The following is a 22496-nucleotide window of genomic DNA, read 5'->3' as shown; positions in this document are numbered from 1 at the left end:
TTCATAGGCAACGCAAAGCCCGGTTGGCGGTGTCCGCTGAAGTTGCAAAACCTGCGAAGAATCGGACATGGCGATCCTGGCTTACCCAGGGGTCCCATGCTGTCAATTTGGTGCTGAAGATTTTGGAGACGCGTTAATGGCGCAGAACGAAGCAGTCGATGTGGTACTGGTAGGGGCAGGCATCATGAGTGCCACCTTGGCCGTACTGCTCAAGGAACTCGACCCGGCAGTCAAGCTGGAAGTCGTCGAGTTGATGGATTCGGGTGCCGCGGAAAGTTCCAACCCGTGGAACAACGCCGGTACCGGCCATGCCGGGCTGTGTGAACTGAACTACACGCCTCAAGCTGCCGACGGCAGCATCGACATCAAGAAGGCTGTACACATCAACACCCAGTTCGAGGTCTCCCGTCAGTTCTGGGCGTACCTGAGCAAAAAGGGTGCTTTCAACTCAACGCGGGCATTCATCAACCCGATTCCACACCTGAGCTATGTCGAGGGTGAGAAAGGCATTGCCTTCCTCAAGAAGCGCTATGAGCTGCTCAAGCAGCACCATGCGTTCGCCGACATGGAGTACACCGAAGACAAAGCGGTGATGAAGGAGTGGATGCCGCTGATGATGCCAGGCCGTCCGGCCGACCAGCGCATCGCCGCTACCCGCGTCGTCAAGGGTACCGACGTCAACTTCGGCGCCCTGACCAACAAGTTGCTCAAGCACCTGGCCAATGCACCCGATGCACAGGTCAAGTACAGCAAGAAGGTCACCGGCCTGCGTCGTAACGGCAGCGGCTGGACCGTCAGCATCAAGGACGTCAACAGCGGCAGCAGCCGTGAAGTTGATGCTCGCTTCGTCTTCCTTGGCGCCGGTGGCGCGGCCCTGCCGTTGCTGCAGATGTCGGGCATCGAAGAGAGCAAGGGCTTCGGCGGCTTCCCGGTCAGCGGCCAGTGGCTGCGTTGCGACAACCCGGAAATCGTCAAACAGCACCAGGCCAAGGTTTACAGCCAGGCGTCGGTCGGCGCGCCACCGATGTCGGTTCCGCACCTGGATACCCGTGTTGTCGACGGCAAGACGTCCCTGCTGTTCGGGCCGTATGCCGGCTTCACCACCAAGTTCCTCAAGCACGGCTCGTTCCTTGACCTGCCGCTGTCAGTACGCTTGGGTAACATTGGCCCAATGCTCGCCGTTGCCCGCGACAACATGGACCTGACCCGCTACCTGGTCAGCGAAGTGATGCAGTCGATGGAGCAACGCCTGGAGTCGCTGCGTCGCTTCTACCCAGAAGCCAAGGCGCAAGACTGGCGCCTGGAAGTGGCTGGGCAACGCGTGCAGATCATCAAGAAAGACCCGAAAAAAGGCGGCGTTCTGCAGTTCGGTACCGAACTGGTCGCAGCCAAAGACGGCTCCCTTGCTGCCCTGCTGGGCGCATCGCCAGGTGCTTCGGTAACCGTGTCGATCATGCTTGAACTGATCGAACGCTGCTTCCCTGAGCAAGCCAAAGGCGCCTGGGCGGCCAAGCTCAAGGAAATTTTCCCGGCACGGGAAAAGGTTCTGGCGGCCGATGCTGCGCTGTACCGCAAAATCAGCGCGTACAACGACGAGGCACTGCAACTGGCAGAGCCCAGCCCGACTCAGAACTACGCTTGATCTGCAGCCATAAAAAAACGCCCTTCGGGGCGTTTTTTTATGGGCCTGGCAAACTCAGCCGCGCGCTTTCTCGATGATCTCGATGTAGTCGGCAGCGTTACGCTGGTCCTTGATCAGCGTGGCAAAGGTATTGCCCTGCTCATCCTTGCCATCGAGATCCAGGCCGGCCTCAACAAAGAAACCGACAAAACGCTCGAAGTCGTCGACCCGCAGACCGCGATAAGCCTTGATCAGCTTGTGCAGCGACGGCGAAGTGGCATCGGCCGGCTCGAAATCGAGGAACAACTTGATCTGCGCGTCGCCGATCTCATCACCAATTACCTGTTTCTTGTCTTTACGCATTGCCGACTCCAGCTGAACCATCACGAACATTTCAGGGGTCGGCAGTTTACCCCCGGGCCACCTCGCGCCTCAACGCGTGCGTACGGTTCCCGTGTGCAGATCCGCCCAGATGTGGCCATTGGCATAGGTCAAAAATTGCACATACACCGTATCGTTGCGTAGCAAATCAAGAATGACCCGATACTGGGCAAGGGGGTAGTTGAGCGTCAGCGTGCGCGACGTGTCGTCAAACGCCGGTTTCTTCAGGCTTTTGCTTTCGGCATCGAAGCTGATCACGACCTGGCTGATGGTCGCCCCCTTGCTCAGCGGCTTGCCCTTCAAGCGCAACACCAGAGGCGATGTCACCGGGATCGGTTGCTGATTTGATTGGCGCTGATTGCCGACCACCACGGAATAGTCGGTGACCTGCATCAGCTGCTGAGATTCAGGCTTTTCCTGGCGCAGGGAAAGGTCATCAGGTGGCAAGAACTGGCTGTGCAACGGCGCAGCAGCGACAGGGAGGCTCAGTGCTAACAGGAGGGGGATAAACAGGCGCACGGCAGGCTCCTTCGCGGATGGCCTTGCAGTGTGGCGGATGCCCCCATCGCCGGCAAGGCTGGCACCTGCAACATGAGATGCTGCAAGGCGCCGACCTTGTCGGCAACGAGGGTGTTGCGGGCCTTACAGCCCTTTGACCGCGTAGATACCGGCTGCGTTGCGCCAGTAACCTTTGTAGTCCATGCCGTAACCGAAAATGTAACGGTCAATACAGCCCAGGCCGACATAGTCAGCCTTCAGGTCCGGACTGGCCTTGCGGTCGTGGTCTTTGTCGATCAGCACAGCGGTGTGCACAGTGCGCGCGCCGGCATGCTTGCAGAAGTCGATGATGGCGCTGAGGGTATGCCCTTCATCGAGGATGTCGTCGATGATCAGCACGTCGCGGTCAATGAACGAGACTTCCGGCTTGGCTTTCCAGAAAAGATCGCCGCCGCTGGTCTGGTTGCGGTAGCGGGTGGCGTGCAGGTACGACGCCTCCAACGGGAAGTTCAGGTGTGTCAGCAACTTGCCAGCGAAAATCAGGCCGCCGTTCATGACGCAGAACACGACTGGATTGCTATCGGCCAGGTCTGCGCAGATCTGCGTACCCACGCGGGCAATCGCTGCTTCGACTTCAGCTTCGGTGTACAGGCAGTCAGCCTCGCGCATGACTTGACGGATGTGCTCGAGATCAGCGGACATGGCGCTCTCCAGGGGCGGCAATTGAGAAAAGCGGGCAAAGGTACGCACCCACGGGCATCAGATCAAGCATTTCTGGACTAACGTCCTGATAACCTATAGGACACCTGAAGCGAATAGATTAATCTAGCGCGGTTTTTTTGCCCGCCCCCGGAGCCATTTCCTATGCCTACCCGTGAGATCCGCCATCCGCTGATCCGCCACAAGCTCGGCCTCATGCGCCGTGCCGATATCAGCACGAAGAATTTTCGCGAACTCGCCCAGGAAGTCGGCGCACTCCTGACCTACGAGGCGACCAAGGACCTGCCCCTGGAGAACTACGACATCGAAGGTTGGTGCGGTACTGTCCAGGTCGAAAAAATTGCCGGCAAGAAGATCACCGTCGTGCCGATCCTGCGTGCCGGCATTGGCATGCTCGATGGCGTGCTCAGCCTGATCCCAGGCGCCAAGGTGAGCGCCGTTGGTGTTGCCCGCAACGAGGAAACCCTCGAAGCGCACACCTACCTTGAAAAGCTCGTACCGGAAATCGACGAGCGCCTGGCAATGATCATCGACCCGATGCTTGCCACTGGCGGCTCGATGGTTGCCACCATCGACCTGCTGAAAAAGGCTGGCTGCAAGGACATCCGCGCCATGGTTCTGGTCGCTGCCCCCGAAGGTATCGCAGCCGTCGAGAAGGCCCACCCCGACGTACAGATCTACACCGCGTCGATCGACCAACGCCTCAATGAAGACGGCTATATCATCCCAGGGCTGGGCGACGCCGGAGACAAGATCTTCGGTACCAAGCAGAAGGACGCCTGAGCATGCAGGATGAGTTCAACGACCCGCTTTGGCGTCAGGTCGTCTCCGGTGCGCAGATGCTCTTCGTCGCCTTTGGCGCGCTGGTGCTGATGCCTCTGATCACCGGCCTCGACCCGAACGTGGCACTGTTTACCGCGGGTCTCGGAACGCTGCTGTTCCAGGTGGTCACGGGTCGTCAGGTTCCGGTGTTCCTGGCCTCCAGTTTCGCCTTCATCACCCCGATCATCCTCGCTAAGGGCCAGTTCGGCCTGGCCGAAACCATGGGCGGGGTAATGGCTGCCGGCTTCGTCTATACCTTCCTCGGCCTGGCCGTGAAGATCAAGGGCACCGGTTTTATCGACCGCCTGCTGCCGCCGGTAGTGATTGGTCCGGTGATCATTTCGATCGGCCTGGCCATGGCGCCGATTGCCGCCAACATGGCAATGGGCAAGGCCGGTGACGGCACTGAGCTGATTCCCTACAGCACGGCGATGCTGATCTCCATGCCGGCGCTGCTGACCACCCTGATCGTCGCCGTGTTCGGCAAGGGCATCTTCCGCCTGGTACCGATCATCGCTGGCGTGCTGGTGGGCTTCGCCCTCGCCTTCGTGTTTGGCGTGGTCGACACGGCCAAGATCGCGGCGGCCCCATGGCTGGCACTGCCGCACTTCACCGCACCTGCATTCAACTGGCAAGCCATCCTGTTCATCGTTCCGGTGGCCTTGGCGCCGGCGATCGAACATATCGGCGGGGTCATCGCCGTCGGTAGCGTGACCGGTCGCGACTACCTGAAAACACCGGGCCTGCACCGCACCCTGCTCGGTGACGGCATCGCCACCACCACAGCCGGCCTGTTTGGCGGCCCGCCCAACACCACCTATGCCGAAGTCACCGGTGCGGTGATGCTGACCAAGAACTACAACCCGAAGATCATGACCTGGGCGGCGATTTTCGCCATTGGCCTGGCCTTCATCGGCAAGTTCGGCGCACTGCTGCAGAGCATCCCGGTACCGGTAATGGGTGGCATCCTCTGCCTGCTGTTCGGTTCGATTGCCGCGGTGGGGATGAACACCATGATCCGGCACAAGATCGATCTGAGCGAGGCTCGTAACCTGGTGATCGTTTCGGTGACACTGGTGTTTGGTATTGGCGGCGTATTGATTGGTAGCGGCACCGGCCCTGGCGACTGGGGCCTCAAAGGCATTGCCCTGTGCGCCGTGGTTGCCATCGGCCTGAACCTGTTGCTGCCGGGCAACGACAGCTGGAAGAACAAGGCGCTGGACGATCAGTTGCCTTGAATACACCGGGTGCTTGATCCTGCAGGTGCCAGCCGTGCTGGCCCCTGCAGCCACACCACGTGTTTTACGCCCTTTCGCAGAGTGTCTTGAGGGCCTGTACCCAATCCGGGTGATCATTCAGGCACGGCACCAGCACCAACTCCTCCCCTCCCGCCTCGATGAACTGCTCACGCCCACGGTCGCCGATCTCTTCCAGGGTCTCGATGCAGTCGGCGACGAACGCCGGGCACATTACCAGCAAGCGCTTGACCCCGGCTTTGGCCAACTCGTCCAGGCGCGCTTCGGTGTAGGGCTCGATCCACTTCGCCCGCCCCAGCCGGGACTGGAATGACACCGACCAATTGCCCTCGGGCAGGCCCATGGCCCGGGCAAAAGACTCGGCCGCGCGATAGCACTGTGCGCGATAGCACACGGCAAGTACTTGCGGCGAAGCCGTGCGGCAGCAGTCGGCACCCTTGAAGCAATGGTTGCCGGTAGGATCAAGCTTGGTCAGGTGACGCTCGGGCAAGCCATGGAAACTCAGCAGCAAGTGATCGAAATCTTCCTGCAGGTAGGGCTTGGCACTGGCAACCAGTGCGTCGATGTACTCTGGTTGATCGTAGAACGGCTGCAGCACTGCCAGCTCAAACGATAGTTTCTGCTCGGCAATGACCTGCCGCGCCTGTTCGACCACCGTGGTGACAGTACTGTCGGCGAACTGAGGGTACAGCGGCGCCAGCGTGACCTTGCGCACCCCCTGAGCCGCCAGGCGCGCCAGTACGGTGGGCAAAGAAGGCTCGCCATAGCGCATGGCGATTTCCACCGGGCCGTGCGTCCATTGCTCGCTCATCGCCTGCTGCAGGCGGCGTGTCAGGACCACCAGCGGCGAACCTTCGTCCCACCAGATCGAGGCATAGGCATGAGCCGACTGCTCTGGACGCTTGATCAGGATCAGCGAGACCAGCAACCGGCGAACCGGCCAAGGCAGGTCGATGACGTACGGGTCCATCAGGAATTGATTGAGGTAACGGCGCACATCGGCGACATCGGTGGAAGCCGGCGAACCCAAGTTGACCAGCAGCAAAGCATGATCGGTCATGCAACGTCCTATTTCAGAGGCGACTGGACAATTCATCCAGAGCAGATTGCACATCATTGAATTGAAAAGTGAAGCCAGCTGCCAGCAAGCGCACGGGGCGCACACGCTGGCCACCCAGCAGCAGCGTCGACAACTCACCCAGCCCAAGCCTCAGCAACGGTGCCGGAAGGGGTAAAAAGGCTGGCCGATGCAGCGCCCGACCGAGCCGCTTGGCAAACTCTCGGTTACGCACAGGCTCTGGTGCGCAGGCATTATAGGGACCGCTGGCGTCGTTATGCTGCAAGAGAAAATCAATCAGGGCGATTTCGTCATTGATATGAATCCATGGCATCCACTGCCGCCCATCGCCAATAGGCCCACCCAGGCCGAGCTTGAATGGCAGTCGCAGGCGCGACAAAAAACCGCCCTCACTGGCCAGCACCAGCCCGGTTCGCACCAGTACGACGCGAATACCCAAGGCCTCGGCCTGCTGCGCCGTTTCTTCCCAGGCAATGCACAACTGGCTGGCGAAATCCTCTTTGACCGGCCGTGAGGCCTCTGTCAATTCACGCTCACCACCATCACCATACCAACCCACAGCCGAACCGGAGATCAGCACGGAAGGCCGTTGCTGGCGCTGCTCAAGCCAGGCCAGCAATTGCTCGGTGAGGGTGATCCGACTACCCCAGAGCAGCGCGCGCCGCGCACTGCTCCAAGGTCGATCAGCGATGGGGGCCCCCGCCAGATTGACCACTGCATCCAGCGTTTGATCACCGAACGCCTCAAGTCGATCAATGCCTCGCACCCCGGCCCCACAGAGACGACCGACCTGCTCAGGTCGTCGACTCCACACCGTCAACTGATGCCCTTTTGCCAGCCAGTACTGGCAAAGCCGTTGGCCAATCAAACCAGTACCGCCGGTCAGCAATATATGCATGACTGTGTCCTCATGTGGCGCACGCTTGGTCTATTTTTAAGAACAAGGCACTTTTTTGACCAATCGCTCTCGGATAAACATAGGCGAACCTGGCTGTAACGCGCGGATCAATATTGTACATTGATCAGGCATTGTACAGGTTTGTCAGACAGCGTAGTCTGCGTATCAAAGGTTCAAAGAGGCCATCATGACCATACCTATCGCAATCATCGGCGCAGGCATCGCCGGCTTGTCCGCTGCCCAGGCACTGCAAAAGGCCGGGCAGACCGTGCATCTGTTCGACAAAGGCCGAGGCAGCGGTGGGCGCATGGCCAGCAAACGCAGCGAAGCCGGGGCACTCGACCTCGGCGCACAGTATTTCACTGCCCGCGACCGACGCTTCCTTGCCCAGGTTCAGGAATGGCAGGCACACGGCTCGGTCGCAGAGTGGAAACCGCACCTCTACAACTACAACGCGGGCCAGCTCACCCCCTCGCCAGACGAGCAGGTGCGCTGGGTCGGTGTGCCGCGCATGAGCGCGATTACGCGCGCCTTGCTCAAAGACTCGACGGTGAACTTCAATTGCCGGATCGCCGAAGTCTTTCGCGGCAAGCACTACTGGCACCTACAGGACACCGAAGGCTGCAGCCATGGCCCGTTCAGCCGCGTCATCATTGCGGTGCCCGCCCCTCAGGCAACCCAGCTCCTGACGGCTGCACCCAAACTTGCCGCAACCGTCGCCAGCGTACAGATGGACCCTACCTGGGCCATTGCGCTGGGGTTTGAAAGCCCACTGGACACGCCCCTGCAGGGGTGCTTCATACAAGACAGCGCTCTCGAATGGCTCGCGCGCAATCGCAGCAAGCCAGGACGCGACGAACACATTGATACCTGGGTGCTTCACGCCACAGCGAACTGGAGCAAACAGCACATCGACCTCGCCAAGGAGGCCGTGATCGAGCAGTTGCTCGGCAACTTCGCCGAGCTGATTGGCTGTGCCGTGCCAGCGCCGAGCTTCTCCCTTGCCCATCGCTGGCTGTATGCACGCCCTTCCAGCAACCATGAGTGGGGTGCGCTGGCTGACCCTGACCAGGGCCTGTATGCCTGCGGCGACTGGTGCCTGTCCGGTCGGGTTGAAGGGGCCTGGCTGAGTGGCCAGGAAGCCGCTCGGCGACTGCTTGAGCATCTGGACTGATTTTGCCAAAAAGCTGTACAAATCGTTTGACTTGTACAGCCTCCTATCTATGATGATCAAATCTGTACATAACATTTAATTTGTACAAGTTTTGGACTCGCCATGGATACTCACGAGCTGCCGCACAAACCCAAAATCGCCATCAGCGCTTGCCTGGTCGGCCAGGAAGTACGCTTCAATGCTGGCCATAAAGCCTCGAAGCTATGCAACGAGACACTGGCCAAGTACTTCGACTTCGTTCCGTTGTGCCCGGAAATGGCCATCGGCCTGGGCGTTCCGCGGGCCGCCATTCGATTGGTGGGCGATCCTCAGCAGCCTCGTGTTATCAACCCTCGCGAACCCGAGCTGGATCTCTCTGGCCCGCTTGGTGCCTACGGGCGGCAAATGGCCAATGATCTTCAGGACATCTGCGGCTATATCTTCATGCAGAAGTCGCCGTCCTGTGGGCTTGAACGGGTCAAGGTGTATCAAGACAACGGCTACCCGGCCACAGAGGGTGGACGTGGTGCCTACGCCGCAGCGTTTTGTGCCGAACGACCTGATCTTCCTGTCGAGGAAGATGGTCGCCTGTGTGACCCGGCCTTGCGTGAGAACTTCATCACCCGCGTCTACGTGTATGCGGAGTGGCAAAAATACCTGGCGCAAGGCCTGAGCCGACATGCACTGATCAGCTTCCACGCCCGCTGCAAGTACCTGTTGATGGCAAACAACCCACAACAGTACAAAGTCCTGGGCAAGCTGCTGGGTAGCATGAGCCGCAGTGATGACGCCAAAGAAATTGGCCCGCGCTACTTCAGCCAACTGATGAAAGCACTGAGCCGCTGCGCCAATCGCGGCACCCATGGCAACGTACTGATGCACCTGAGTGGGTACCTGCGCGATTTCATTGAGGCCGCCGACAAAGAGGAGATTCGCCAGACGATTGATCAGTATCAAGCCGGTACCGTGCCACTGGTCGTCCCTCTGACCCTGCTCAAGCACCACCTGCGTCGACACCCTGACCCTTACCTGGAGCAGCAGATCTACCTGAAGCCACACCCTGAAACCCTTGGCCTGCGCAATGCCATCTGAGCCGCTGCCACTGCCGATCCGAGAGGTTGCACGCCTCACCGGCGTCAACCCGGTTACGCTTCGCGCCTGGGAACGACGCTATGGCCTGATTACCCCACAACGCACAGGCAAAGGCCATCGACTGTATAGCACCGAGCATGTGCAGCGTATTCAACAGATCGTCCAATGGCTCAACCGTGGTGTGTCTGTCGGCCAGATCAAGGCCCTGCTGGACAGCCGTCCGGTAGCCTCCCAGACAGATCAACACGGTGCCTGGCAGGCCATGCGCCAGGACATAACCGGCAGCATCGCTGCCTTGGCGGAACGCCGTCTGGACCAACAATTCAATCAGGCGATCGCCTTGTACCCTGCAACAACGCTGTGCGAGCAACTGCTGCTACCCCTGTTCGCCGAGCTGGAGCTGCGCTGGCAAAGCCAGTTTGGCGCACGCATGGAACAAGTGTTCTTCCACTGCTGGCTACGCAGCAAACTCGGAGCGCGCCTCTATCACAGCAACCGCCAACTCAATGGCCCGGCAGTACTGCTGATCAACGGCTCAGACCTGGTCTTCGATCCACGGTTGTGGCTATGCGCCTGGTTGCTCAGTAGTGCCGGGTACGCGGTAGAAGTATTCGACTGGCCACTGCCCCCCGCCGAGCTGGCGCTGACCCTCGAACGCATGCAACCCCAGGCGCTGTTACTGTGCCTGAACAGGGCGGTCGATATGCGTCAACTTGAGCGCAGCCTGAGTGCAATCCAGATACCTACCCTGCTGGACGGCAGCGCGATCAGCATCCATCAGGATGACCTCATGGCACTGGTGGTGAAAAACCCCCGGCTATGCCTGCTCGACACCCCGTTGGAGGTCGTGCAAGCGTTGCAAGACGCCTCACGATAACTCAACCCCTGCGATATCAAGGAACCCACATGCAACTCCTCTGGCTGCGTAGCGATCTTCGCGTGTCCGATAACACCGCTCTGGCCGCCGCTGCCGAGCGCGGCCCGACACTGGCCGTCTGGCTGGTCAGCCCAAGCCAGTGGCTGGCGCATGACGATGCGCCGTGCAAGGTCGACTTCTGGCTACGCAGCCTGCGAACCCTCAGCCAGTCACTGGCCGCATTGAACATTCCACTACTGGTTCGTCAGGCAGAGCACTGGGACAACGCCCCCCAGGTTCTGCTACAGCTGTGCCGGGAGCACCATGTGCAGACACTGCACATGAATGAGGAATACGGGGTTCACGAACAGCGCCGAGACGATGCCGTACGTAACCAGTTGAGCGACGCCGGAATCGAGGTGGTGAGCTATCTGGACCAGTTGCTGTTCAAACCCGGCAGCATATTGACCAGGACCGGCGGTTACTTTCAGGTGTTCAGTCAGTTTCGCAAAACCTGCTATGAACGCCTGCACCTGGCCCAGCCTCGGCTGATAGCAAGCCCCACGCCGCAGCAGCCCTTGGCAATTGCTAGCGACCCGATCCCTGAATCAGTACCGGGTTTCAACAACGTCCCGGAAACACTGCGCGCGCTCTGGCCAGCCGGCGAGCAAGAAGCTCAAAGGCGGCTGAACGCCTTTGTCGAGGACGCCATCGAGGACTATCAGGATCAGCGCGACCTTCCGGCGCTGCCTGGCACGAGCCAGTTGTCCCCCTACCTCGCTGCCGGGGTGATCTCCCCACGCCAGTGCCTGCACGCGGCGCTTTCACACAATCGAGGCGAGTTCGACAGTGGCAACAAGGGCGTTGTGACCTGGGTGAATGAACTGCTGTGGCGCGAGTTCTACAAACATATTCTGGTCGGGTATCCGCGGGTATCGCGACACCGCGCTTTCCGCCTGGAAACCGAAGCGGTGCCGTGGCGCAACGCGCCTGACGAGCTGGAGGCATGGCAGCAAGGGCGCACCGGCATTCCGATCATCGATGCGGCCATGCGCCAACTACTGGCCACCGGCTGGATGCATAACCGCCTGCGCATGGTCGTTGCGATGTTCCTGACCAAAAACCTGCTGATTGACTGGCGTGAAGGCGAACGCTTTTTCATGCGTCATCTGATCGACGGTGACCTGGCGGCGAATAACGGCGGCTGGCAATGGAGCGCATCAACCGGCACTGATGCCGTCCCTTATTTTCGGATCTTCAACCCGATCAGTCAGTCGCAACGCTTCGACAGTGAGGGACGTTTTATCCGGCATTGGTTGCCGGAGTTGGCGGACCTGGACAACAAAACCATCCATGCCCCTCAGTCGGTGGGCGGGCTGTTTGCTGTTCGTCACTATCCTGGCCCGATAGTGGATCTGGGCAGCAGTCGACAGCGGGCCCTGAGTGCGTTCAAACACTTACCCCAAAAACCCGAATGAAGAGGCAGTTGAGCAGCAGCTAAGCCGCTGCTCGAGTAAACGCCAGGGAATCAGAGTGGCATGCGGTAGTGCAGCGAGTAGCTTTCTACGCCGTCGTTGGGCGTTGTCAGGCCGGCGTTAGAGTAGTGGATGGCACGCACACCCAGTTCATGCCCACCGGCGAAACGCAGGCCAAAGCCAATACGGTCTTCAAACTGGAACGACGAGCCGAGCCTGTTGCTTTCCAGCTCGGTGCTGGAGAAGGCTGCGATACCAATACCCGCTTCGACATAAGGCTTGATGGACTCACCGGCAAACTCATAAACAAACACCGGTGCAAACGACAGGCTGTGGTTACTGGTGGTTTCATCCCCCTCCCAGTAGGTGTAGGCGCCATCCCAGTACCCCGTGACACGGCCGACACTGGTCTGCAACCAACTGGCATCCCAGTTGGATTGCAAACCAAAGCGATAGACCATGGTCGAGTCGCCGGTCTGCCCTACCGAGACCGATGCATCGGCGGCTTGTGCTGTAAATGATTGCCCCAGAATCACGGCTGCAGTTGCAGCCAAGCAAAGCAGTTTCTTCATGAGAAACGTCCTGTTCTTAATGCAGTTTTTAGTTTTTCTGTTTCATTCAACAACGTAGTAGAAAATTGCCATCAGTTGTCAGTTCCGCACCGCAAAAACGCTCTCCCCCAGCGTTTCACAAACCAAGACTGTGCACGTTCTCAGACTGGCCCCACAACAATGGCAGGATTTTCAGCAGATGCGCTGGACTGGCACTCGTCCAGAACTGCGCGGGTCGGGCTGGCCCCTGCGCCAATAACCCGCGTTCACCGAGCAAACGTTGCAATTGCCGAGCCACCGCTGCGCCGGTATCGATGATTGCTATGTCGGGCGGAACAAGCTGGGCGAGCAATGGCTTGAGGAAAGGATAATGCGTGCAACCCAGGATCAGCGTGTCGCACCCGGCAGCCAACAGCGGTGTCACATAGCCCTGCAGCAACTGGCGCAACGAGGGGCTGTCTAGATCGCCGGCTTCAATGCATTCGACCAGGCCCGGGCACGGCTGGGTGACCACCCGCACATCATTGGCGAAGCGATCGAGCAACGCGGCAAACTTGGCGCTCTGTAGCGTACCCGTCGTTGCCAGCACACCCACCACACCGCTGCGGGTTGCTGCCGCAGCGGGTTTGACCGCAGGCTCCATACCCACAATCGGCCAGTCAGGGTAACGTTCCCGCAGGTCGGCCACCGCAGCGACTGTTGCAGTGTTACACGCCAACACCATCGCCTTGGCCCCTTGGGCACGGAAAAATTCGGCAACGATCTGGCAGCGCTGACGGATAAACGCCGGCGACTTCTCCCCATAGGGAATATGTCCGCAATCAGCGACATACAGCAGTGACTCGCGGGGCAATAAACTCGCGATTTCGGCAAGCACCGACAACCCGCCGACGCCAGAATCGAAAACCCCGACGGGTGCTGCCGGATCACCCATGCCGATCACCGCAAACGGCACACCCCGGGTCGCGCTTCACACGCAGCTCGCGAAAACGGCTGCCCAGCGCATCAATCAACAACAACCGCCCAATCAGCGGCTCACCGAAGCCCGCCAGCACTTTCAAGGCTTCCAGTGCCTGCAGGCTGCCAACCAACCCAACCAGCGGGCCAATCACGCCCGCCTCGCTGCAGGTCAGTTCAGCGTCACTGCCATGCCCATACAGGCAGTGGTAGCAGGGGCTGTGTGGCTGTCGCGGGTCGAAGACCGACAATTGCCCCTCCAGGCGAATCGCGGCGCCACTGACCAGCGGTTTGCCCGCTGCCACACACGCGCGATTGACCGCCTCACGGGTGCCGAAGTTGTCCGAGCAGTCGAGCACGAGGTCAACTGCGCGCACGGCCTCGGCCAACGAGTCTTCGTCGAGCGCCGTACGATGGGCCACCAGGGCAATCTCGGGGTTGATCGCCTGCAAGCGTGCCAGCGCAGAATCGACCTTGCTCATGCCGATTGATGGGGTGTCATGCATGACCTGACGCTGCAGGTTGGTCAGGTCGACCGTATCAAAGTCAGCCAGGTGCAGTTCACCAACACCTGCAGCAGCCAGATACAACGCGACTGGTGAGCCAAGGCCGCCGAGGCCGACGATCAACGCCCTACTGCCCTTGAGCTTCAACTGACCGTCGATGTCGACCTGCGCCAGGAGGATCTGTCGGCTGTAGCGCAACAGCTCCTGATCGCTCAGCACAGGAGGCGCCCCAAGGTAATACGTTCATGGCCGGCAAGGTCATCGCGGCTTTCGATCTGCTCGAAATCGTTCTGAGCCAGCAGTTCGCGTACCGCCGCGGCCTGATCGTAACCGTGCTCAAGCAACAACCAGCCGCCCGGCTCCAGGTGCTGCGGCGCCTGAGTGATGATCGCGCGCAGATCGTCCAGGCCATCTTCGCCTGCAACCAGCGCACTGCTGGGCTCAAACCGCACATCGCCGGCCACCAGATGCGGATCTGCAGCAGCGATGTAAGGCGGGTTGCTGATGATCAGCTGGAAACGCTCACCGTCCAGCGCGCTGAACCAGTGACTGTTGAGCACCCGGACGTTGTCCAGCTGCAGACGCTGGCGGTTGCGTTCAGCCAGGGCCACGGCGTCGAGCACACGGTCGACGGCAGTCACCTGCCACTGTGGGCGCTCGCTGGCCAGTGCCAGCGCAATGGCCCCGGTTCCGGTACCAAGATCGAGTACACGAGCGGGCAGCGCTGGCAGCAGCTCAAGGGCCGCCTCTACCAGCAGCTCGGTTTCCGGACGCGGAATCAGTGTATGAGGCGCCACTTCCAGATCAAGTTTCCAGAACCCCTGCTGCCCCAGAATATAGGCCACAGGCTCACCGGCACGGCGGCGCTGCAGGTAGTCGGCAAAGGTCTGGGCCGCCTCACTGGTGACGATCCGCTCTGGCCAGGTATGCAGGTAACTGCGCGACTTGCCGATGGCAGCCGCCAGCAACAACTCGATATCCAGACGCGCCGTCGGCGAATCCGGCAGCTCCGCACCGCGAAGCAGGCTGGCAATAATCGTCATTTACTCACCCAGTGCTGCCAGTTGGTCAGCCTGATACTCGGCCAGCAATGGTTCGATGACCGCATCGACCCCGCCCGCCAACACTTCATCAAGGGAATACAGGGTCAGGTTGATACGGTGATCGGTCACCCGGCCCTGTGGGTAGTTGTAGGTACGAATACGCTCGGAACGGTCGCCCGAGCCGACCAGCAGCTTGCGCTCACTGGCAATGGCATTCTGTGCCGCGCTGGTCTGCATGTCATTAAGCTTGGCCGACAGCCAGGACATGGCGCGCGCCCGGTTCTTGTGCTGCGAACGCTCTTCCTGGCACTCCACCACGATGCCGGTCGGCAAGTGCGTGATACGAATCGCCGAATCGGTCTTGTTCACGTGCTGACCGCCCGCCCCGGAAGAGCGGTAAGTGTCGACCCGCAAATCAGCCGGGTTGATTTCGATTGCCACCTGCTCGTCAGGCTCGGGCAACACCGCGACGGTACACGCCGAGGTATGAATGCGCCCTTGGGATTCGGTTTCCGGTACCCGCTGTACGCGGTGCGCACCCGACTCGAATTTCAGCTTGCCGTAGACGTTATCGCCTTCGACCCGCGCAATGATTTCCTTGTAACCGCCATGCTCGCCCTCGTTCTCCGAGAGGATCTCCAAACGCCAGCCACGTCGCTCGGCATAACGCGAGTACATGCGGAACAGGTCGCCGGAAAAAATCGCCGCCTCGTCCCCGCCCGTACCCGCGCGGATCTCCAGGAACACGTTGCGCCCATCGTTCGGGTCCTTGGGCAGCAGCATGCGTTGCAACTGGCTTTCCAGTGCGAGCAACTGCTCCTTGGATTCGCGCACCTCTTCCACAGCCATCTCCCGCATATCCGGGTCACTGTCCTTGAGCAGCGCCTGAGCCCCCTCAAGCGCGTCCTGAACCTTGCGCCACTGCGCATAGGCAGCCGCGACGGGCTCAACTTCGGCGTACTCCTTGGAATAGGCACGGAAGCGGGTCTGATCGGAAATGACTTCAGCATCACCCAACAGGGCAGTCAGTTCCTCGAAGCGGTCCTGGAGGGTATCCAGTTTATTGAGCAGCGACGCTTTCATTGCGGGGGTTTATCCGTCGAGCCCTCATTGAGGGCAAAGAGTTCCTGGGCCATGGCCAGCGCATCGAGGCGGCCTTCGGCAGAGAGCTTTTTCAACTGCACACTCGGCGCATGCAGCAACTTGTTGGTCAAGCCACGGGCCAACTGCGCCAAGACCTCCTCGGCATTGGCACCGTTGGCCAGCAGGCGCTGGGCCTTTTGCAATTCCTCGTCGCGCAGCCGCTCACCTTGCTGGCGGTAGGCCTTGAGCACATCCACCGCCGCCAACTCACGCAGGCGCAGCATGAAGTCTTCGGCACCAACCGAGACCAGCTCCTCGGCCGCCTGGGCGGCGCCCTGACGGCTCTTGAGGTTCTCGGCGACAACGTCGTGCAGGTCATCGACGGTGTACAGGTAAACGTCGTCCAACTCACCGACTTCTGGTTCGATATCCCGAGGTACGGCGATATCCACCATAAAAATCGGCTTGTGCTTACGCAATTTCAATGCGCTTTCTACCGCCCCCTTGCCAAGAATCGGCAACTGGCTGGCGGTGGAGCTGATCACGATATCGCTGTGCACCAGTTCATGGGGAATGTCTGCCAGCAACACCGCATGGGCACCGAACTGTTCGGCCAGCGTGCTCGCACGCTCCAGGGTTCGGTTAGCCACCACAATGCGCCGCACCCCCTGCTCATGCAGGTGACGGGCCACCAGGGTAATGGTTTCACCAGCCCCGATCAGCAGCGCCTGGCTACGCCCAAGGTCACTGAAGATCTGCTTGGCCAGGCTCACAGCGGCAAACGCCACTGACACCGGGTTTTCGCCGATGGCCGTGTCGGTGCGTACCTGCTTGGCAGCACTGAACGTGGCCTGGAACAAACGCCCCAGCAAGGGGCCGATGGTCCCGGCCTCGCGCGCCACGGCATACGCCGATTTCATCTGGCCCAGGATCTGCGGCTCGCCCAGCACCAGCGAGTCGAGCCCGGAGGCAACCCGCATCATGTGCCGCACGGCATCGTGATCTTCATGGACATAGGCACTGGCACGCAGCTCTTCGAGGCTGAGCTGGTGATATTCGGCCAGCCAGCGCAATACGCTGTCGGCCGCCAGGTGGTCCTGTTCGATGTAGAGTTCGCTGCGGTTGCAGGTCGAGAGGATCGCGGCTTCGCGGCTGGCGGTGAGTCGACAGAGCTGCTGCAAGGCTTCGACCAGCTGCTCGGGCGTAAACGCCACGCGCTCGCGTACGTCTACCGAGGCAGTCTTATGGTTGATACCGAGTGCAAGAAAGGCCATTCAAGGTCGCTGATTATGACGTGAAGCCGATAATTGTCCTACTTCGCAGGTTAGAGAACAACCACCGCTCACTATTGTCTCTATAGTCAGTACCTAAGTCTGTACTTCCAGAGGCCATCACTTATGGGTTTGCCCTAGCGCTTGTGTCATGATGATCCGACCGCAGGTTAGTCGCCCAAAATCCCCACTATGAATAGATCCTCCGCGTTGTTCCTTGCCTTTGCCTTGCTTCAGGGCTGCCAGACCCTGGCTCCGGATTCCCCGGATGCCAAGGCGCCTGCCGCCGAGACTGCACCTCCTGAGCAGGTCAAGCCCACGGTCTACGGATCCTTCAGCCAGGACACCGTCTATAGCCTGTTGACCGCCGAATTGGCAGGCCAGCGCAATCGCTTCGATATCGCGTTGGACAACTATGTTGCCCAAGCCATCAAAACCCAGGACGCCGGTATCTCAGAACGTGCCTTCCGCATCGCCGAGTACCTCGGTGCCGACCAGGCTGCGCTGGACACGGCGCTGATCTGGGCAAAGAACGCACCAGAAAGCCTCGATGCGCAACGCGCCGCTGCAATCCAGCTGGCGCGGGCCGGGCGCTATGACGACTCCATGAACTACATGGAGAAGGTCCTGCAGGGCCAGGGTGACACGCACTTCGATTTCCTGGCGCTGTCAGCCGCCGAAACCGATCAGGAAACCCGTGATGGCCTGCAGAAAAGTTTCGACCGCCTGCTGCTGAAGTACCCGGACAATAGTCAGCTGGTGTTTGGCAAGGCCCTGCTGCTACAACAGGATGGCAATGCGAACGCCGCACTGGAACTGCTCGAAAAACACCCGCCAGAGGCCGGCGAAATCGCTCCGGTACTGCTGCAGGCACGCCTGCTGCAAAGCCTCGATCGCGGCAAGGAAGCACTGCCACTGCTGCAAAAGACCATTCGCAAGTACCCCGACGACAAGCGCCTGCGCCTGACCTATGCGCGCATGCTGGTCGAACAGGACCGGGTCGAGGATGCCAAGGTCGAGTTTGCCAGCCTGCTACAGCAATACCCGGACGATGACGAGCTGCGCTACTCACTGGCACTGGTCAGCCTGGAGGCCAAGGCCTGGAACGAAGCCGAAAGCTACCTGCAAGAGCTGATTGCCCGCGGTAGCCGGGTCGATTCGGCACACCTGAACCTGGGACGCCTGCATGAAGAGCGTAATGACCCGGAAGGCGCATTGATCGAGTACGCCCAGGTTGGCCCCGGCAATGATTACCTGCCAGCACAACTGCGCCAGGCCGACATTCTCATCGCCAACGGTCGAGCCACCGAAGCCTCGCGGCGCCTGGCCGCAGCGCGTGAAGCCCAACCGGACTACGCTATCCAGTTGTACCTGATCGAAGCCGAAACCCTCGGCAACAACAACAAGGACGCCCAGGCCCTGCAGGTGCTGCAACAGGCCATCAAGCTGTACCCCGACGACCTGAACCTGCTTTACACCCGCGCCATGCTTGCGGAAAAGCGCGACGACCTGGCCCAGATGGAAAAGGACCTGCGCAGCATCATCAGCCGCGAGCCGGAAAATGCCATGGCCCTCAACGCCCTGGGCTACACACTGGCCGACCGCACGACACGCTATGCCGAAGCCAAAGGCCTGATCGAAAAAGCCCACCAGATCAACCCGGAAGACCCCGCCGTGCTCGACAGCCTGGGCTGGGTCAACTACCGCCTGGGCAACCTCGACGAAGCTGAACGCCTGCTGCGCCAGGCCCTGGAACGCTTCCCTGACCACGAAGTCGCCGCCCACCTGGGCGAAGTGCTCTGGGCCAACGGCAAACGCCGCGAAGCACGCCATGTCTGGGCCAAAGCCTTAGAAGACCAACCTGACAGCCCTATCCTGCGCAAAACCCTCCTGCGTCTGACCGGATCCGAGACTCTGTAAGCCTATGTTCCTGCGCCACTGCATTACCTTCAGCCTGATCGCCCTACTCGCCGGCTGCGCCGGCTTCGGCTCCCGCGAAGCCCTTCAGGGCCAGGGCAGCCCACAACTGTGGCGCGAGCATAAACAACAGCTGAGCACCCTCGACGGCTGGCAGATCAACGGCAAGGTGGGTATCCGCGCACCGAAAGACTCCGGTAGCGGCACCTTGTTCTGGCTGCAACGCCAGGACTATTACGATATCCGCCTGTCTGGCCCGTTGGGCCGGGGCGCCGCCCGCCTGACCGGTCACCCGGGCAAGGTCGTACTGGAGGTCGCCAACCAGGGACGCTTCGAGGCCCAGAGCCCGGAGACCTTGCTGGAGGAGCAATTGGGCTGGCAACTGCCAGTGTCGCATCTGGTCTGGTGGGTACGCGGCTTGCCCGCACCTGGCAGCAAGAGCCGCCTGACCCTGAGCGGTGACAGCCGCCTGGCCAGCCTCGACCAGGATGGCTGGAACGTCGAGTACCTGAGCTACATCCAGCAGAACGGTTACTGGCTGCCGGAACGCCTCAAGCTGCACGGTCAGAACCTGGACGTGACCCTGGTGGTCAAGGACTGGCAGCCACGCCAGCTGGGGCACTGACATGCACGCGACCACCCTGACACTGCCGGCACCGGCCAAACTGAACCTGATGCTGCACATTCTGGGGCGCCGCCCCGATGGCTATCACGAACTGCAGACCCTGTTTCAATTTCTCGACCACGCCGATGAGCTGTCTTTTGCCCTACGCGAAGACGGCGAAATACGCCTGCACACCGAAATAGACAACGTTCCTCACGACAGCAACCTGATCGTGAAAGCTGCGCGAAAACTGCAGACACTTTCAGGCTGCAGCAAGGGCGTTGATATCTGGTTGAAAAAAATTCTGCCCATGGGCGGCGGCATCGGTGGCGGCAGCTCAGACGCCGCAACCACCCTGCTCGGCCTCAACCATCTCTGGCAATTGGGCTGGAGTGAGGACCAACTGGCCGAACTGGGCCTGACCCTGGGCGCCGACGTCCCGGTTTTCGTCCGCGGTCACGCGGCATTCGCCGAAGGCGTGGGCGAAAAGCTCACCCCGGTAGATCCTGAAGAACCCTGGTATGTCGTGCTCGTCCCGCAAGTATTTGTAAGTACAGCGGAAATTTTTTCACATCCATTGTTGACACGTGATTCAGCGCCCATTAAGATGCGCCCCGTTCCCAAGGGAAACAGTCGAAATGACTGCCAACCGGTAGTAGAGCAGAGTTACCCAGAAGTACGTAACTCACTGAATTTGCTAAGCAAGTTCACTGAAGCTAGGCTTACCGGAACTGGAAGTTGTGTGTTTGGGGCCTTCCCAAGCAAAGCTGAAGCTGATAAAGTTTTGGCCCTTCTTACAGAGACCCAAACAGGGTTTGTAGCAAAGGGAAGCAACGTTTCGATGTTGCATCGCGCACTACAGAGTCTGCTCTAGGAATCGAGTGTTAGGCACTCGCAGCAACAGATACAGGGGCGTCGCCAAGCGGTAAGGCAGCAGGTTTTGATCCTGCCATGCGTTGGTTCGAATCCAGCCGCCCCTGCCATTTTCCTTATACTCATCCAGGTTACCCTCAGCCTTCAGGTACTGCGCGTGTCCAAGATGATGGTCTTTACGGGGAACGCTAACCCCGATCTGGCTCGGCGTGTCGTACGTCAGCTGCATATCCCACTGGGTGATGTTTCTGTCGGTAAGTTCTCCGACGGCGAAATCAGCACTGAGATTAATGAAAACGTCCGCGGTAAAGACGTATTTATCATTCAGCCGACTTGTGCGCCAACCAACGATAATCTGATGGAATTGGTAGTGATGGCTGACGCCTTCCGCCGTTCATCTGCCTCCCGAATCACCGCCGTGATTCCTTACTTCGGTTACGCCCGCCAAGATCGCCGTCCGCGTTCGGCGCGTGTTGCAATCAGCGCCAAAGTCGTTGCTGATATGCTCACCGTCGTTGGTATCGACCGTGTTCTCACTGTCGACCTGCACGCTGACCAGATCCAGGGTTTCTTCGATATTCCAGTAGATAACATCTACGGCTCCCCCGTTCTGGTGGATGACATCGAAGACCAGCGTTTCGAAAATCTGATGATTGTCTCCCCAGACATCGGTGGCGTCGTGCGTGCACGTGCTGTTGCCAAGTCGCTGGGCGTCGATCTCGGCATTATCGATAAACGCCGCGAGAAGGCCAACCACTCCGAAGTGATGCATATCATCGGTGATGTTGAGGGTCGTACTTGTATTCTGGTCGACGACATGGTCGATACCGCTGGCACCCTGTGCCACGCGGCCAAGGCCCTGAAAGAGCACGGCGCTGCCAAGGTTTACGCCTATTGCACGCACCCTGTTCTGTCGGGTCGGGCGATCGAGAATATCGAGAAATCCGTGCTGGACGAGCTGGTGGTGACCAACACCATCCCGCTGTCCGCCGCAGCTCAAGCCTGTGACCGTATCCGTCAACTGGATATCGCACCGGTCGTCGCAGAAGCGGTTCGCCGCATCAGCAACGAAGAATCGATCAGCGCGATGTTCCGCTAAGGGCCCTGCCCTTTTCGAGATCACGTTGACGTAAAGCGCCCCGCCCCAACACTGGTTGTTGGGGCGGGGCTTTTTTGCCAACCCCGCTTTGGCGCTGGTCGCAAACGCCAAACCGGAGAGGCTATTTTGGAGATACAAAATGACTGATTTCATCCTGAACGCCGAAGCGCGTAACGACCTGGGGAAAGGTGCGAGCCGCCGCCTGCGTCGTCTCGCCAGCCAAGTTCCTGCTGTTGTATACGGTGGCGACGCTGCCCCTGTATCGGTCAGCATCCTGGCTAAAGAAATCGCCAAGCTGTTCGAAAACGAAGCTGCTTTCAGCCACGTTATCGAACTGAATGTCGACGGCGCCAAGCAGAACGTTGTTGTTAAAGCTCTGCAACGTCACCCATCGAAAGGCATCATCCTGCACGCCGACTTCGTTCGCGTTGTTGCTGGCCAGAAACTGACTGCCAAGGTTCCAGTTCACTTCGTAAACGAAGAAGCTGCAATCAAGAAAGGCGGCGAGATCTCCCACGTAGTGGCTGAAATCGAAGTTTCTTGCGAAGCCAAAGACCTGCCTGAGTTCATCACCGTTGACCTGGCTAACGCCGAAGTCGGCACCATCGTTCACCTGTCGGACCTGAAAGCTCCGAAAGGCGTCGAGTTCGTCGCACTGGCTCACGGCAACGACCTGGCAGTAGCCAACGTTCACGCTCCGCGTGTTGCGCCTGAAGCTGAAGGCGCTGCCGAGTAATTTTAC

Annotated in this window: 23 protein-coding genes and 1 tRNA gene; 13 read left to right on the top strand and 11 right to left on the bottom strand. The window is 59.9% G+C overall.

Annotated features, from left to right (window positions below):
• Positions 1-136 precede the first annotated feature (136 nt).
• Entirely contained in the window at positions 137-1642 is a 1506-nt protein-coding gene (gene mqo / locus AB7M23_RS09845; protein ID WP_065761023.1) for a malate dehydrogenase (quinone), read from the top strand.
• A 54-nt stretch (positions 1643-1696) separates the two neighbouring features.
• On the opposite strand, the gene AB7M23_RS09840 is transcribed toward mqo, so the two are convergent.
• The 3 genes from AB7M23_RS09840 to AB7M23_RS09830 form a co-directional block, all read right to left on the bottom strand.
• Entirely contained in the window at positions 1697-1984 is a 288-nt protein-coding gene (locus AB7M23_RS09840; protein WP_102051843.1) for a PA4642 family protein, read from the bottom strand.
• A 69-nt stretch (positions 1985-2053) separates the two neighbouring features.
• Positions 2054-2521 carry a hypothetical protein gene (locus tag AB7M23_RS09835; protein WP_454240706.1) on the bottom strand — a complete coding sequence of 156 codons (468 nt, stop codon included), beginning with the start codon at positions 2519-2521 and terminating at the stop codon, positions 2054-2056.
• Positions 2522-2644: 123 nt separating this feature from the next.
• Entirely contained in the window at positions 2645-3202 is a 558-nt protein-coding gene (locus tag AB7M23_RS09830) for a hypoxanthine-guanine phosphoribosyltransferase (protein WP_065761021.1), read from the bottom strand.
• A gap of 162 nt (positions 3203-3364) precedes the next feature.
• Here AB7M23_RS09830 and upp point away from each other — a divergent pair, with 162 nt between their 5' ends.
• Together upp and AB7M23_RS09820 are read left to right on the top strand one after the other, a co-directional pair.
• Positions 3365-4003 carry a uracil phosphoribosyltransferase gene (upp, locus tag AB7M23_RS09825; RefSeq protein ID WP_065761020.1) on the top strand — a complete coding sequence of 213 codons (639 nt, stop codon included), beginning with the start codon at positions 3365-3367 and terminating at the stop codon, positions 4001-4003.
• 2 nt (positions 4004-4005) lie between these two features.
• The gene (locus AB7M23_RS09820; protein WP_065761019.1) at positions 4006-5280 is read left to right on the top strand and encodes a uracil-xanthine permease family protein; all 1275 of its coding nucleotides are present in this window, start codon (positions 4006-4008) and stop codon (positions 5278-5280) included.
• 64 nt (positions 5281-5344) lie between these two features.
• On the opposite strand, the gene hemH is transcribed toward AB7M23_RS09820, so the two are convergent.
• Together hemH and AB7M23_RS09810 are read right to left on the bottom strand one after the other, a co-directional pair.
• A complete protein-coding gene (hemH, locus tag AB7M23_RS09815; RefSeq protein ID WP_454240705.1) occupies positions 5345-6358 on the bottom strand; it encodes a ferrochelatase in 1014 nt (337 codons plus the stop codon).
• Between the two features lie 13 nt (positions 6359-6371).
• Entirely contained in the window at positions 6372-7274 is a 903-nt protein-coding gene (locus tag AB7M23_RS09810) for a TIGR01777 family oxidoreductase (protein ID WP_454240704.1), read from the bottom strand.
• Between the two features lie 187 nt (positions 7275-7461).
• On the opposite strand from AB7M23_RS09810, the gene AB7M23_RS09805 reads away from it, so the two are divergent.
• The 4 genes from AB7M23_RS09805 to phrB all read left to right on the top strand — a co-directional run bounded on the left by AB7M23_RS09805 (position 7462) and on the right by phrB (position 11853).
• Positions 7462-8448 (top strand): NAD(P)/FAD-dependent oxidoreductase, encoded by a 987-nt coding sequence (locus AB7M23_RS09805; RefSeq protein ID WP_454240703.1) that lies wholly within the window; start codon positions 7462-7464, stop codon positions 8446-8448.
• Positions 8449-8550: 102 nt separating this feature from the next.
• A complete protein-coding gene (locus tag AB7M23_RS09800) occupies positions 8551-9519 on the top strand; it encodes a YbgA family protein (protein ID WP_454240702.1) in 969 nt (322 codons plus the stop codon).
• The gene (locus tag AB7M23_RS09795) at positions 9509-10396 is read left to right on the top strand and encodes a MerR family transcriptional regulator (protein WP_454240701.1); all 888 of its coding nucleotides are present in this window, start codon (positions 9509-9511) and stop codon (positions 10394-10396) included. Before AB7M23_RS09800 ends, AB7M23_RS09795 begins: the two co-directional genes overlap by 11 nt.
• Before the next feature lie 29 nt (positions 10397-10425).
• Positions 10426-11853 carry a deoxyribodipyrimidine photo-lyase gene (gene phrB / locus AB7M23_RS09790; protein WP_454240700.1) on the top strand — a complete coding sequence of 476 codons (1428 nt, stop codon included), beginning with the start codon at positions 10426-10428 and terminating at the stop codon, positions 11851-11853.
• Between the two features lie 50 nt (positions 11854-11903).
• Here the strand turns inward: phrB and AB7M23_RS09785 are convergent, their stop codons facing one another.
• The 6 genes from AB7M23_RS09785 to hemA all read right to left on the bottom strand — a co-directional run bounded on the left by AB7M23_RS09785 (position 11904) and on the right by hemA (position 17264).
• On the bottom strand, positions 11904-12422 hold the full coding sequence (locus AB7M23_RS09785; protein WP_065761012.1) for an acyloxyacyl hydrolase: 519 nt from the start codon (positions 12420-12422) through the stop codon (positions 11904-11906).
• A 115-nt stretch (positions 12423-12537) separates the two neighbouring features.
• The gene (gene murI / locus AB7M23_RS09780; protein WP_454240699.1) at positions 12538-13335 is read right to left on the bottom strand and encodes a glutamate racemase; all 798 of its coding nucleotides are present in this window, start codon (positions 13333-13335) and stop codon (positions 12538-12540) included.
• Positions 13328-14083 (bottom strand): molybdopterin-synthase adenylyltransferase MoeB, encoded by a 756-nt coding sequence (locus AB7M23_RS09775; protein WP_454240698.1) that lies wholly within the window; start codon positions 14081-14083, stop codon positions 13328-13330. Before AB7M23_RS09775 ends, murI begins: the two co-directional genes overlap by 8 nt.
• Positions 14077-14907, bottom strand: a complete 831-nt coding sequence (gene prmC / locus AB7M23_RS09770) for a peptide chain release factor N(5)-glutamine methyltransferase (protein ID WP_454240697.1) — start codon at positions 14905-14907, stop codon at positions 14077-14079. The genes AB7M23_RS09775 and prmC overlap by 7 nt, the downstream gene beginning before the upstream one ends.
• A complete protein-coding gene (prfA, locus tag AB7M23_RS09765) occupies positions 14908-15990 on the bottom strand; it encodes a peptide chain release factor 1 (protein ID WP_065761008.1) in 1083 nt (360 codons plus the stop codon). It abuts the gene before it with no gap.
• Positions 15987-17264 carry a glutamyl-tRNA reductase gene (gene hemA / locus AB7M23_RS09760; RefSeq protein ID WP_065761007.1) on the bottom strand — a complete coding sequence of 426 codons (1278 nt, stop codon included), beginning with the start codon at positions 17262-17264 and terminating at the stop codon, positions 15987-15989. Before hemA ends, prfA begins: the two co-directional genes overlap by 4 nt.
• A 189-nt stretch (positions 17265-17453) precedes the next feature.
• Between hemA and AB7M23_RS09755 the strand changes: the two genes are divergently transcribed.
• The 6 genes from AB7M23_RS09755 to AB7M23_RS09730 all read left to right on the top strand — a co-directional run bounded on the left by AB7M23_RS09755 (position 17454) and on the right by AB7M23_RS09730 (position 22490).
• Complete coding sequence (locus AB7M23_RS09755) at positions 17454-19181, top strand: tetratricopeptide repeat protein (RefSeq protein WP_454240696.1); 1728 nt, start codon at positions 17454-17456, stop codon at positions 19179-19181.
• Positions 19182-19185: 4 nt separating this feature from the next.
• Positions 19186-19803, top strand: a complete 618-nt coding sequence (gene lolB, locus AB7M23_RS09750; protein ID WP_454240695.1) for a lipoprotein insertase outer membrane protein LolB — start codon at positions 19186-19188, stop codon at positions 19801-19803.
• Position 19804: 1 nt separating this feature from the next.
• Positions 19805-20656 (top strand): 4-(cytidine 5'-diphospho)-2-C-methyl-D-erythritol kinase, encoded by an 852-nt coding sequence (gene ispE / locus AB7M23_RS09745; RefSeq protein ID WP_454240694.1) that lies wholly within the window; start codon positions 19805-19807, stop codon positions 20654-20656.
• A 34-nt stretch (positions 20657-20690) separates the two neighbouring features.
• A tRNA-Gln gene (locus AB7M23_RS09740) sits at positions 20691-20765 on the top strand.
• A gap of 47 nt (positions 20766-20812) precedes the next feature.
• Complete coding sequence (locus AB7M23_RS09735) at positions 20813-21754, top strand: ribose-phosphate pyrophosphokinase (RefSeq protein WP_099773531.1); 942 nt, start codon at positions 20813-20815, stop codon at positions 21752-21754.
• Between the two features lie 139 nt (positions 21755-21893).
• On the top strand, positions 21894-22490 hold the full coding sequence (locus tag AB7M23_RS09730) for a 50S ribosomal protein L25/general stress protein Ctc (protein ID WP_099773530.1): 597 nt from the start codon (positions 21894-21896) through the stop codon (positions 22488-22490).
• Positions 22491-22496 lie beyond the last annotated feature (6 nt).

The organism is Pseudomonas sp. HLS-6 TE3448 (assembly GCF_053629555.1).
This window is presented reverse-complemented; position numbering and strand designations above follow the sequence as displayed.

Excerpts from the sequence above, each read along its gene's own strand:
- mqo (WP_065761023.1), top strand. The coding sequence starts at position 137 with ATGGCGCAGAACGAAGCAGTCGATGTGGTACTGGTAGGGGCAGGCATC.
- AB7M23_RS09840 (WP_102051843.1), bottom strand. The coding sequence starts at position 1,984 with ATGCGTAAAGACAAGAAACAGGTAATTGGTGATGAGATCGGCGACGCG.
- AB7M23_RS09830 (WP_065761021.1), bottom strand. The coding sequence starts at position 3,202 with ATGTCCGCTGATCTCGAGCACATCCGTCAAGTCATGCGCGAGGCTGAC.
- upp (WP_065761020.1), top strand. The coding sequence starts at position 3,365 with ATGCCTACCCGTGAGATCCGCCATCCGCTGATCCGCCACAAGCTCGGC.
- AB7M23_RS09820 (WP_065761019.1), top strand. The coding sequence starts at position 4,006 with ATGCAGGATGAGTTCAACGACCCGCTTTGGCGTCAGGTCGTCTCCGGT.
- hemH (WP_454240705.1), bottom strand. The coding sequence starts at position 6,358 with ATGACCGATCATGCTTTGCTGCTGGTCAACTTGGGTTCGCCGGCTTCC.
- AB7M23_RS09810 (WP_454240704.1), bottom strand. The coding sequence starts at position 7,274 with ATGCATATATTGCTGACCGGCGGTACTGGTTTGATTGGCCAACGGCTT.
- AB7M23_RS09805 (WP_454240703.1), top strand. The coding sequence starts at position 7,462 with ATGACCATACCTATCGCAATCATCGGCGCAGGCATCGCCGGCTTGTCC.
- AB7M23_RS09800 (WP_454240702.1), top strand. The coding sequence starts at position 8,551 with ATGGATACTCACGAGCTGCCGCACAAACCCAAAATCGCCATCAGCGCT.
- AB7M23_RS09795 (WP_454240701.1), top strand. The coding sequence starts at position 9,509 with ATGCCATCTGAGCCGCTGCCACTGCCGATCCGAGAGGTTGCACGCCTC.
- phrB (WP_454240700.1), top strand. The coding sequence starts at position 10,426 with ATGCAACTCCTCTGGCTGCGTAGCGATCTTCGCGTGTCCGATAACACC.
- AB7M23_RS09785 (WP_065761012.1), bottom strand. The coding sequence starts at position 12,422 with ATGAAGAAACTGCTTTGCTTGGCTGCAACTGCAGCCGTGATTCTGGGG.
- murI (WP_454240699.1), bottom strand. The coding sequence starts at position 13,335 with ATGGGTGATCCGGCAGCACCCGTCGGGGTTTTCGATTCTGGCGTCGGC.
- prmC (WP_454240697.1), bottom strand. The coding sequence starts at position 14,907 with ATGACGATTATTGCCAGCCTGCTTCGCGGTGCGGAGCTGCCGGATTCG.
- prfA (WP_065761008.1), bottom strand. The coding sequence starts at position 15,990 with ATGAAAGCGTCGCTGCTCAATAAACTGGATACCCTCCAGGACCGCTTC.
- hemA (WP_065761007.1), bottom strand. The coding sequence starts at position 17,264 with ATGGCCTTTCTTGCACTCGGTATCAACCATAAGACTGCCTCGGTAGAC.
- AB7M23_RS09755 (WP_454240696.1), top strand. The coding sequence starts at position 17,454 with ATGAATAGATCCTCCGCGTTGTTCCTTGCCTTTGCCTTGCTTCAGGGC.
- lolB (WP_454240695.1), top strand. The coding sequence starts at position 19,186 with ATGTTCCTGCGCCACTGCATTACCTTCAGCCTGATCGCCCTACTCGCC.
- ispE (WP_454240694.1), top strand. The coding sequence starts at position 19,805 with ATGCACGCGACCACCCTGACACTGCCGGCACCGGCCAAACTGAACCTG.
- AB7M23_RS09730 (WP_099773530.1), top strand. The coding sequence starts at position 21,894 with ATGACTGATTTCATCCTGAACGCCGAAGCGCGTAACGACCTGGGGAAA.